At 65.4% G+C, this 11297-nt stretch carries 7 protein-coding genes; 6 read left to right on the top strand and 1 reads right to left on the bottom strand.

Going from position 1 to position 11297, the window contains the following annotated elements:
- The first annotated feature begins 105 nt into the window (after nt 1–105).
- On the top strand, nt 106–870 hold the full coding sequence (locus F3087_RS43895; RefSeq protein ID WP_150408132.1) for an SDR family NAD(P)-dependent oxidoreductase: 765 nt from the start codon (nt 106–108) through the stop codon (nt 868–870).
- A 21-nt stretch (nt 871–891) separates the two neighbouring features.
- Here the strand turns inward: F3087_RS43895 and F3087_RS43890 are convergent, their stop codons facing one another.
- Entirely contained in the window at nt 892–1539 is a 648-nt protein-coding gene (locus F3087_RS43890; RefSeq protein ID WP_191094443.1) for a TetR/AcrR family transcriptional regulator, read from the bottom strand.
- A gap of 336 nt (nt 1540–1875) precedes the next feature.
- Here F3087_RS43890 and F3087_RS43885 point away from each other — a divergent pair, with 336 nt between their 5' ends.
- Genes F3087_RS43885 through F3087_RS43865 form a run of 5 tightly spaced genes read left to right on the top strand, consistent with a single transcriptional unit; the run spans nt 1876 to nt 11292 of the window.
- A complete protein-coding gene (locus tag F3087_RS43885) occupies nt 1876–2181 on the top strand; it encodes a WXG100 family type VII secretion target (protein ID WP_150408130.1) in 306 nt (101 codons plus the stop codon).
- 30 nt (nt 2182–2211) lie between these two features.
- The gene (locus F3087_RS43880; RefSeq protein WP_150408129.1) at nt 2212–2700 is read left to right on the top strand and encodes a YbaB/EbfC family nucleoid-associated protein; all 489 of its coding nucleotides are present in this window, start codon (nt 2212–2214) and stop codon (nt 2698–2700) included.
- Nucleotides 2701–2712: 12 nt separating this feature from the next.
- Nucleotides 2713–7953 (top strand): WXG100-like domain-containing protein, encoded by a 5241-nt coding sequence (locus F3087_RS43875; RefSeq protein ID WP_150408128.1) that lies wholly within the window; start codon nt 2713–2715, stop codon nt 7951–7953.
- Nucleotides 7946–10486, top strand: a complete 2541-nt coding sequence (locus F3087_RS43870) for a hypothetical protein (RefSeq protein ID WP_150408127.1) — start codon at nt 7946–7948, stop codon at nt 10484–10486. Before F3087_RS43875 ends, F3087_RS43870 begins: the two co-directional genes overlap by 8 nt.
- Nucleotides 10483–11292 (top strand): ESX secretion-associated protein EspG, encoded by an 810-nt coding sequence (locus tag F3087_RS43865; RefSeq protein ID WP_150408126.1) that lies wholly within the window; start codon nt 10483–10485, stop codon nt 11290–11292. The genes F3087_RS43870 and F3087_RS43865 overlap by 4 nt, the downstream gene beginning before the upstream one ends.
- Nucleotides 11293–11297 lie beyond the last annotated feature (5 nt).

The raw sequence follows: 11297 nt of genomic DNA, 5'->3' as shown, positions 1-11297 counted from the left end.
CGAGGCGAATGCGAGCTTCGTTTGACGGCGACCGAGTATTCTGCTTGACTGCTGGTCAAATCAGCTTATTCCTAGTAAACCCCATTGGGGGACTGAGGATCTGGAGTGTTGGAATCGCAGAGTTCGCCGCCCCGGGACGGGGATCGGGATGGTCGTGGGCCGGGTGGCTGGGCGGTGGTTGCCGGTGCGTCGGGTGGGGTGGGGCGTGCGGTCGCGTTGCGGCTGGCCGATGACGGCTATTCGGTGGTGGTGTGCGGTGCTGATGGTGCTGGTGTGGAGGAGACCCGCAGCTTGATCGAGTGGTCCGGTGGACGGGCGATGGGCTTGGCGGCTGATCTCGGCGACCCGGTGGTTGTGCGTGGGGCGATCGGCGAGGTGGGCGGATTGCTCGGCCGTGCTCCGGTGCGGGTGCTGGTCAACAATGCCGGGGAGGTCGACTATGAGTCGGCCGAGGATGTGTTCGATGTGGTGTTCAATCTGAACGTACGGGTGCCGTTGTTGCTGACCGGTGCTTTCGCGCCGCTGATGGCGGCGCGTGGGGCGGGGGCGATCGTGAATGTCTGTGCGCGGGTGGGTACTTCGGACGATGGTCAGGTGCAGGCGGCGCAGGCGGCGTTGGTTCGGCTGACCCGGTTGTGGTCGGTCGAGTACGGGCCGCAGGGTGTGCGGGTCAATTTCGTGGACCCCGGCGACCTGCTCCGTCCGCGGCGGGGAGGCAAGGAGGAGCGGCATTCGGGAGGTGCCGACGACCCGGGTGAGGTAGCGGAGGTGATCCGGTTCCTGGTCTCGCCGCAGGCGGCCTACGTCCAGGGCGCGGTACTGACCATGCATGGAGCGGAAGCCGCGCTGATCGCCAGTCGGCGTCCGTAAACGCCCGCCGGGGGCCCAGGGCTATTTGTGGCGGGGCTCGAGCAGGCTGGCGATCATCGCCGTGGCGTGCCAGCGCTCGAAATCCGCGTGGCTCCAGCCGCGTTCGGCTATCAAGCGGTGGTAGTTCGTGTACTGGAGTAGTAGCCAGAGCACGTCGGTCGCGGCGTCGGATGAGATTCCTTGGCGCAGCGATCCTTTCGCCGCGACGGCGGCCACGACGTTACCGGCCGTCTCCAGTAGTTGCTGCTGCGTCGATTTCAACAGTTCCGCCAGTTCGGGATCGGTGCCTGCGGCCTGCTCGAGCACTACCTGCAACGGCCCCACGCGCTGCATGGTCGCGGCCGTATGGGCGGCGAACCGTTCGAGCAAGCGCCGAGGGTCGTCGATCGTGAGAATCTCGGCCATCGTCGAACCGGCCTCGGTGCCGTCACCGTCATTGCCTTGGTACTGCCGGGCGAGCGCGAACAGTTGGGCCTTGTTGCCCGCGGCGAACACGGTGGGGCGGGAGACTCCGGCGTAGGTGGCGATCTGATCGATGGTGGCGCCGGCGTATCCGCGTTCGGTGAACACCTGCATCGCGGCCCGCACCACGATGTCCCGAGTGCGGCGCGCAGCCTCCTCGCGCACCGGGGAGGAGTAGGTGCGCTGCGAGCGATTGACGTCTGCCATAAGGTCTGATTTACTCTCAGTCATGTCATTTTATTCACGGTCAGCCCAAAGAGGTGGCTGACGTGGATGCGCCAGGATCGCAGGGATCAAGGAACTGTGCAGGTTCGGCCGCCGGCGGATGTCCGGGAGTGGCGGCCCGGAGCGCGCAGCGGGCCGGGCGTCCGCGCGCTACACCCTCGACAGGGTGTAGCTGATGTCGGCCTCATCCGATGTCTTCTCCTGTCGCCCCGCGGCGGGTATCCGCCGACATGTTTTCTACGGCAAGAAGCGTATCAGTCGGCTGTGCGCACTTGTCGGATGCTGGTGACAATGCCGTTCGGAAGATAGAGAAGCGCAATGAATCAGCCCATCAAAATAAATCCCGACGGACTCCGCCAGGCGGCAGCCGGTTTCGATGAGGTCGCCGAACAGCTCGGGAAAATCCACGAGACCCTCGTCCAGTCGACCGAAGCCCTGGGCGAAGCCTGGGGAAACGACAAGTTCGGCAAGAAATTCGCCGACGGACCCAAAGGATACAAAGTCGGCCGGGACAATAATTTCAAGTCGCTGACTCAGCTCGCCGAAGTTGCCGGGCAAAATGCGAAGAATATGCGAGACGGGGCGAAGGTTTTCGAGGAGAACGAAAAGTCCCAGTCGCAGTGATTTCGATCGACGAGCCGGAGGCTGCTGGTGGTGAATGAACGGCTGCGCGCCGATGCCGCGATGATGCTGGAAGCGATGACGGAACAGATGCAGGGCGTGGCGCGGATTCACCGCGACCGGGCCCGGCTCATGGCGACGGTCACCGCGTGCGACAAGCGGATCGCGGTGACGGTCAACGCCGATGGCATCCTGATCGAAACCAGATTCGCCGATGATATCGGCGACCTGTCCTACAGCGAGATCGCCGCGGCGATAACCGAGGCGGTACAGGGAGCCGCCAAGAAGGTGAGCGAGCAGGGGCGCCTGCTGATGGAGCCGTTGCGGGAGCATAAAGCCCGGTTACCGCACCTGTCCGAGCTGATCGGGGGGATGCCGGACATCACGTCGATGATGCCGGTGCCGCCGGTGGTGTCGACCGCGCCGCCGAATTCCCCTGAGCGCCGCGACGACACGGACGCGGAGTTCGGTGCCGCACAGCGGCGTGGACGGCGGTCGTTGGTCAGTGACCTCGACGAGTAAGGCCGTTGCGGGATGAGTTTGTATCTGCCACCGGAGTTGCGTTGGTTGGGGTGGATCGCCGGCAGCACGTGGCCGGACGGTGACGAGGACAAGATCTGGGCGGTCGCGGCCGCCTACAAGGACACCGCCGCCGCACTGCGCGCGGTGATCCCGGATATCGAGAACGCCAAACGCACCGCGGTCGCCGCTTATCCCGAGGGGGAGGGCGGCGAGAAGATCGCCGCGATGTTCGACCAGCTGCTCGTCGGCGATCAGTCGCAGGAAGCGCTGGCGAAGCTCATGGACCAGGTCCACGACGCCGCTTTCGATTTCGGTACGCAGATCGAGGCCGCGAAACTGATGACCATCGTGTCGCTTGTCGCGCTGGGTATCGAGATCTTGTGGGCCTGGAAGTTTCCACCGACCGCGCCCATAGAGCAGGCGGCCGCGGAAGTGGCCACCCAAATCTCGCTGCGCCGCCTGGAAAGACAGTTCCAGGAACGGATTCTGGCGAAGGTGCTCTCGGTGTTCGGCGAGAAGTTCGCCAACCTCAGCAAGAACTGGGTGCTGAAGATCCTGGAGTGGGGCGCCATCACCGGTGCCCTGGACGCGTCCGTTCAGGTCGGCCAGATCGCCGCCGGGCACCGCAAGAATTTCAACTGGGAACAGTTCGGTACTTCGGTGGCCTCTGGACTAGGCGCGCCGTTCGGCCGCTCGGCGGCCAACTGGGTCAACAAACGGACTACGAGCATGCTCGGAAACAAGCTACAGAACCCCTGGGTTCGGGGCGGAAACGGGATGGTCGTCGGGGTAGCCGCCAGCCCCGTATTCGGCTTCTTCGGTGGTCTCGGCGCCGCGGTGATCATCGGTGACTGGGCCGGGACACTGGGTGACCCCCATGGCTGGGTCGGCGGCGCAACCCAGAGCGGGGTGGTGGGCGGTCTGCACGGACGCTTGGGCGGCAAAGGGCTGCACAGCAACTTCGAGGTCAACTGGAAGCTGCCGGGAGATGGGTCGGTGAATGTCAAGACTCGCCTCCTCGACGCGGGCGGATCCGTTCCGGAAGGGTCTCCGAACCGGTTCGGCGGCAACGGTTTCGGCGACGAGATCAGCGTGACCCAGCACACGTCGAGTGGTTCTCGGGGTGGTTACGAGTACCTGGGCTCCGAGGGGTCCGCGCATGATCCGTCACGGTCGACGCGTTCGGCCTCGTTCGCCGGGAGCACCCATTCGGACGGACGGCTCGCGCCGCCGCTGCGCGGTCTCTCGCACTCAGGGCCGGGCAGCGACAGCGGATCGGCGTCGAACCATTCGGGTCGGAGTGATCAGGACTCCGCGGCAACACGAAGCAACCACGGCGGCAGCCACTCGAGCGGTTCCTCCGTTTCCGGAGGATACGAGAGGCTGTCGAGCAATGGTTCGGAGTCCGGATCGCGCGAGAGGCTGTTGAGCAACGGTTCGGGGTCCGGATCGCACGAGAGGTGGTCGAGTAACGGTTCGGAGTCGGGATCGCACGACCGGCCGTCGAGTAGCGGCTCGGAATCCGGCTCCCCGGGGAAGGGGGCCGGTGGTGGTCCGGGGTCCGGCTCGAACGAGCGGTCGTCGAGTAGCGGCTCGGCTGCCGGACAAGACGCAAAGCCATCGGGTCAGGAGTCCCGATCCGCGCCCGCCGGTGGGGGAGGGAGGTCCGAGACGTCGGCATCCTCGAATTCCACGGCGAAGAGCGGAGATTCGGCGGACTCGAATGTGGCGCAACCGTCCCGAGGGTCATCGTCGTCGAATCCGCCTGCCGACGGCCGTGTTTCGGCTGCGACCGGCGGACCGGGCGATCGGTCGGCCGGCGGGCTCGCCGACGGTCGTGGCGGCGGCCCCGCGCGTGCCGTTCCCGACGGGGATGGTTCGGCAGTGGTGCAGCGCCCGTCGGCAGCGCAACCACCGAAAGTCGGCATTCAGGCGCCGTCGCGCGGGTTCACGCCGGACTCGAATATTGTTGCGGGCCAATCACAGCGCGGACCCGCGTCGGTGTCCTCGGTCGGCTCGGGTGAGCAGCGCGGGCCCGCGTCGGTGTCTTCGCTCGGTTCGGGTGAGCAGCGCGGCCCCGCGTCGGTATCCTCGGTCGGCTCGGGCGAGGCGCGTTCGTCGGTGAATGCGGAAGGCGCCGGACCGCAGCCACGACGACCCGTCGACCCGGGGTCCGGTGCGGTTGCGCCGCGGCCGCGATCCGACGGGGATCAGTCGCCGGTGCGGGCATCGGTGCCGCCGGAAAAGCATGGCGGGCAGCGCGGACAGGAGGGCGTCGAATCGGACGCCGGCCGGACGTTCGACGGCGACGGAGACCATCCCTATCGGTCACGCAACGATCGGGATGAGGTGGTGATCACTTCACCTGATGGCACCAAGCACCGGGTGGACGAGGACCACAACATCTTCATCAGTCGTCCGGGCGAAGACACAGTGCTCAGGATCGGGCCGGATCGCTCGGTCGATTTCCTGCCGTTCGCCGGCAACCACACCGTGGCGCAACCTGCTGCACGGTCCGAACCGGCGCAGGGGACGGCTCGGAACGGGGAATTCAGCTTCGGCCGTGCCGACGGTACGCGGCACACGGTGCTTGGCGACGGCTCGGTGCGCACGACGTCACCGGACGGGTCGACGACGGTGGTCAAGCGCGACGGCAGCGCCGATATCCGTTCGCCGTGGGACGACCGGACGCTGATCCACGCGGACGGCACCGTGGTGGAGTCCGGGACGGACCGGCCGACCGTGATCACCAGTCCGGACGGGACCAAGCAGACCATCGAATCCACCAATGCTGCCATCGTCGAGTTCCCCGACGGCACCACACATGCGGTGTTCGATGTGTCGGTTGTGCAGGGTGGCGGGCGCACCGAGCACCCCGATCAGACGGTGATTCACTACGACCTGAGCGACCCCGCGAACAACGCGGCGCACGATCGACCGGACGACCCGGGTCCGGATCGGCCGCGCAAGCTCGGCACCTTCCAGATGGATCGGCCCGACGGCACTGGCTTCGAGTCTTCGCCCAAGGGCATCAAGGTCTTCGACGCCGATGGCACCGAATATTCGCGGGGACCGCGCAATTCGGTGCGCGTGACCGCGCCGAACGGACAGACCGAGTCGCGGCCGATGAACGAGCCGATCGAGTTGTCCAACGGCGCGCGGTTGGAGCGGACGCCGCAGGGCTTCCGGGTGGAACACGGCGACGGCTCGGTCTCCGAGATCGGGCCGCGCGGCGCGAGTTTCACCGACGGTGATTGTGTGGTGCGCGGAACACGTTCGAACGGAACGGCTTTCGTCAAACATCCCGACAACACCCTGCGGGAGATCCGGGGTGACGCGGCAATTCGAGTCACCACACCGGAGAAGACCTCCTGGGGCAGCAGGGGTGACGGCACCATCTGGAAGGTCGACGACAAGAACCGGGTGCATGCCTTCGCGCCCGACGGGACGTCGGCCCCGTTGCAGGACCTCGACCCGCGCTCGCTCAGCGGCGCCCACCTGAACGCCAAGCTCAAGCCGCATCTCCTGAACGGTGACGACACGCCGATGGACCCGTACAGTGCGCCGATGGCACCCGGTCCCGACGACTGGATTCCGCAGGAGTACATCGACGACCGACCACCGCCGACCATCACCATCATTTATGAAGATTCGCCGTATTACGATGAGTCAGAGGGGTATTGGGGTCCGACGTACTTTTGGGGGCCGCCGGGCGACTGGCCGCCGCCCGATGCGGAGCAGGGTGACGGGGGTGCCTCTGGTCCCGGTCCGGACGACGGCGACCAGGACATTCCGTGGCCGGAGGATGCCGACCGAAGCAACGGCACGGGTGGTCCTGGCCGCGTCGGCGATGATGGCGATACCGGTGGGCCAGGCGATTCGGAGAACGGCAACTCCGGTGACCGTGGTGGGCCCGGCGACCGCAGTGGTTCCAGTGAGCGTGGGTCCGGTGACCAGGGTGGGTCGGGTGACCGTGGTCAGTCCAGCAACCGGCACAACCCCGATGACCGGCACAACCCCGATGACCGGGGCGACTCCGGTGACCGGGGCAACTCCGGCGACCGAAGTGGTTCCGGCGATCCCGGCGCGTCGGATGACGACCGGCAGCCGCCGCCCCGACTCGAGCCGCCCGCACCGCCGCAACCGGACCCGAATCTGCTGGCGAAGATGCTCGAGAACCTGCGGCAGACGGCCGGGATGGTGCCGCCGCCGGAGCCCGGGGAATCGTCTGCGGCATCCGACGAAGGCGACCCGAGCACAGGTGCGCGCGGGCCGGGCGGCGTGTCACCGGATTTCTGGCGCTTGGGCCCAGGTAACGGTCTGCCGACGGCAAAGGGAGGGTCGGCCGGTGACCCGCGCGCGGAGGGATCGACCGATGCTTCCGAGCGATCTCGGCAATCCCCGAGCGGCGGAGACGGTTTCGAGAATCGACTCGACCGCACGCAGCATCCTGCCGAGCAGACGGGGACGCAAGCCGATCCGAGAACATCCGGACAGCCTGATGCGCCAGGCCGTCCTGGTGCGACGCAGCATGCGGATACTCAGCAAGCTAGCCAGCCTGATGGGACGAACTACGCTGATAGGGAAGGTAACTCGGGATCAGCCAAGCCTGGCGACCAGGTGAGCGCAGACAACCTTGTTACTGATCCGGGCACCGAGGAGAACGCGACGGATGGCACCACGACCGGAGATCGGTCGGGTGCCAACGGCTCCAGCGGCGAATCGGGCGCGTCTGGTTCCGCTGATGGGCACTCGGCGCCGTTGGCCGGAAACCGTACGGGCGATGGGGAATCGTCGGGCAACACGCAGAACTCCGATCACGCACCGCAACATCGGGGAACTCCGGGACAACAGGGGAACTCCGAGTCGAATGCGAACGGGACGCAGTCGTCCATGCCGGGGCGGATGCCTGTCTCCGCGCCACCGGACGGGCACAACTCCGCCGCGCCATCGGCACCCGGTATGGCGCCTTCCGCGCCCGCGCCTGGGGCCTCGTCCGCCAGGACATCGTCCGGCGGTGTTGCCGGTGCCAAGAAGAAACAGTCGCGGCGTGCGCGCAAGAAGAGCGACGCGCCTCGCAAACTGCCGACATCGGTGTTGTTGCCCCCGCCGGACGAGGCGCGCGAGCCGCGCGCCGGAACCGGCGATTCGACCGATGTCCCGTTCACGTTAGGGGCCTCGATCGTCACGGTCGAGCCGGTCATCGAGAAGCGAACTATCACAGAGACCACGAGGAGCACGACGGATGGCTGACGACGGCAAGGGCTCGAAAATCAACGATACGTCAGAGGCCAGTCGCGACGATTGGCACGATTTGCGTCACAATGCCGACAATGAACTATTGAAGGCAGGCACGGTCGAACTCACTCCGGAGGTATTCGCGCGGTGCGCGCAGGCCTGCCACGATATGGTCGGAAAAGCCCAATGGTATCGGGATTTCATCCAGTCCGAATCCATGGACAATTTGAAATATATTTCCGATGAAGCAGGTGGTCAGGCGCTGACTATTCGGTTCAATCTGAAGGGCACCGAGGTCAGGGACCGATTGGACCTCTTGCGGTGGACCATGGAGGACATGGGGGACACGTTCATCAGGGCGTGCAAACAATACTTGTCCGCCGACGAGGTCAGCAGGGCCGGGTTCGACAAGATCGGCGACCTGCAGACTGTCACACCCATCCCTCCGTCGGCGCCGAAACCGGTGAACGGCGACCCGCCCGGCCAGGGCGAGCACCCGCCCGTCCCGGAGGCGCCGCCCGGCCCGGATAATGGGAACCCGATCCACGTCACCAGCGCCGACGGATGGAGTATCGACCGATTCCATGAATTCCGGCTGGCACTGGAGGGCAGTGATCATGTGACGAATAATGCCGGAGAAAAATACGCTTGGATGGCGGAAAAACTCCGAGGTGATCTCATGGATCTGAACACCAAACTCGGCAATGTAAAAAAAGAGATGTGGAGCGGTCAAGGCGCGGATCGTGCGATGGAAGCGATCAATCGGTTTACCGAAGGTTCGCTCAATTTCGCCAAAGCTCTGGACTATCTGAGCGCGGACCTGATTTATTGCTCTAAATGGATTTTCGCCATGTTCAATGACACGCCTGGACAGGCGGAAGCCTATACGAACGAATGCAAGAAATCGGACTGGCTCAAAGGTTATCGCGAGACATACAAGGCTGTTTATGAACCAGGTATCGCCGGCGCGGTCAACGTGATGCCGCAGATTGTCATGACCGGCACCGTTCCCCAGCCGCCCCCTGGAGATAACAAGAACGGTCAAGGTGATGGCAACGGGAAAGATGATGCCTACCACCACGATAAACGCGATCAGCAGGCCGATAATTACAACTTCGATCGCATGGCGAGAAACCAGAATGGTTCCAATGAGAACCGGAACGAATCCAACGGCAACGCGAATAACTCGAGCAATGGCGGTGGAAACAATCAGGGCAGCGGTAACAGTGGTGGCAATGGCAACAGCGGTGGTGGCAACAGTGGCAGCGGCAATAGTGGCGGCAGTGGCAACAGCGGTGGCATAGACAAGAACAGCCCGAACTACAAGGCCGGCTATCAAGACGCCAGCAATCAGGGCCCCGGCGATAAACCGGCCGGTAACAGCGGCAACGGTTCGAGCGGTGGCTCCGGCTCGAATGGTGGAGGCGACGGCAACGGGTCGGGCTACAGCGGTTCCAAGGCCCGAGTCCCCGAACCCGAATACGGCGGTGGTTCCGGACCCGGCAATGGGTCGAGCAACGGGTCGGGTTCGGAAGGCAAGGGTGGCAGCGGTTCGCAGAGCGGTGGCAGCGGAAAAGAGGGCGGCAGCGGAAAGGAAACCGGCAGCGGAAAAGAGGGTGGCGGCGGTTCGCCGGGCGGCGGCAATCCGAACCCACCGGGTCAGCAGGGCCCGCTGGGATCGCCGCAGGAGCTGCTCAACAAGCTGCTGCGCGGCGAGAATCCACTGAAGAATCTGAGCCCGGAGGCCCTGCGCAAGGTCGGCGCGGACCTGCTCGGCGGACTGAGTCCGGAACTGCTGAAGAACATGACCCCGGAGGGTTTGCAGAAGCTCACCTCCGACCTGTTGCAGGGGCTGAGCCCGGACCAGCTGAAGAAGCTCGGCTCGGACATTCTCGGCGGCCTCACCCCGGAAGGGCTGAAGAACCTCGGCCCGGACGTGCTGAAGAACGTCGACCCGGAGATCCTGCGGAACCTGAGTCCGGAAACAATGCGCGCACTGGGCCAGACCATGGCGCAGACGCCGGGCGGCGCCGATCTGATCAAGCTGTTGACCGACGGAATAAACGGGTTCACCAAGACGATCGGCGATGTCGTCAAGAGCGGCACCGAAATGCTGGCCGGTCTGGCGAACACCGGGGCGCTCGGCATTCCCGGCCTCGGCGAATTGCAGCACACGGCATTGCCGACCGACAGCCCGTTCGCGAAGGATCTCGCGGCCGCTGTGCGCAGCGCCGGCGGCGGCGCGGGCATTCCTGGCCCGGGCGGTGGTGTGCCGCACTCGCAGCTCACCGCCCAGACCGCACCGTTCGAGGCATCGAAGTTGTTCCCGCGGGCGGCGATGCAGCACGAAGTCGGGGCACAGACCCAGAATCAGATTGCTCAGCCAGGTTCCCAGTCCGGCATGCCGATGGGGCCCGGTCCGGGGCCCGGCGGCGCGCAGGGCGCGGGCGCGGAATACAAGCGGCCCAAGTATCTCGACTCGGAGACACACCTGGATGAGGGCCTCGGGCCGGACATCAAGCGGGTGCGGCCGGTGATCGAGCCGTGACGCTGCAGTGGAAGTTCACCTCACTCGAATTTCTCGTGCTGTGCGAGCAGTATCGCGCAGGGTCGTTGCCGCGGCCGTTGCTGTTCCAGAGCGACGAGGAGGTGATGTCCGACGACCTGGAGCAACGAAAACGCTTGGTATGGGCGGAGTTGCAGCCCAGGCTGGACAGCTCGTTCGCGGGCATGGCCCATGTGCTGCGTGCCCCCGAACTGTATGTGCTGCTGCAGAGTTGGGACGAGCGGGAAAGAACCGACCGGGACAAGGTGCTCCGCGTGCATGTCGCGCGGGCGGGTGCGCTGGGGTTCGTCTTCGAACAGGTACCCGGGGAACTCACCTTCGATTCGCCTATGGTCGTCGTGACCGAATGCGATCCGCGAGCCATGGCCGTCGCGGTGGTGCAGGCGATGCCGGACGTGGGAGCCGGTCGGCTGCCGGATATCCCGATCGTGACCGACCCGGTCGAGCACATCGCGCCGAGTTGGAGTGCCAACTCGGTGTGGGACGACGTCGAGTCCCGGCCGGTGTATCGGACTCAGCGGTTCTTCGAGCAGCGTGCCGATCTGACCGGGGTGATCACGGTCGCGCAGGGCCGATCGAAGTTCGGCCCGCGTGGACTGCACGAGACGACGTTGCTGTGGCGGGACGTGGCCGACGACGGACGATACGTGATGGCGCTGGACGATTCGCCCGTCGCCGTTGCCACCAGCAGACAGCAGTTGGTCTATCGGATCCACCGGGACATCGAGCACTTGCTCGAGCGCATCGAATCGCATTGGGAGGACGGGCGTCCCGAGGATCGGTACTGAGTCCG

This window comes from Nocardia colli, assembly GCF_008704205.1.
Classification (GTDB): domain Bacteria; phylum Actinomycetota; class Actinomycetes; order Mycobacteriales; family Mycobacteriaceae; genus Nocardia; species Nocardia colli.
Note: the sequence above shows the minus strand (reverse complement) of the source record. Positions and strands in the feature narration are given on the sequence as shown.

What these genes read in the sequence shown, in the direction of transcription:
- F3087_RS43875 (WP_150408128.1), top strand. Translation starts at nt 2,713, where the DNA reads ATGAGTTTGTATCTGCCACCGGAGTTGCGTTGGTTGGGGTGGATCGCC.
- F3087_RS43890 (WP_191094443.1), bottom strand. Translation starts at nt 1,539, where the DNA reads ATGGCAGACGTCAATCGCTCGCAGCGCACCTACTCCTCCCCGGTGCGC.
- F3087_RS43870 (WP_150408127.1), top strand. Translation starts at nt 7,946, where the DNA reads ATGGCTGACGACGGCAAGGGCTCGAAAATCAACGATACGTCAGAGGCC.
- F3087_RS43885 (WP_150408130.1), top strand. Translation starts at nt 1,876, where the DNA reads ATGAATCAGCCCATCAAAATAAATCCCGACGGACTCCGCCAGGCGGCA.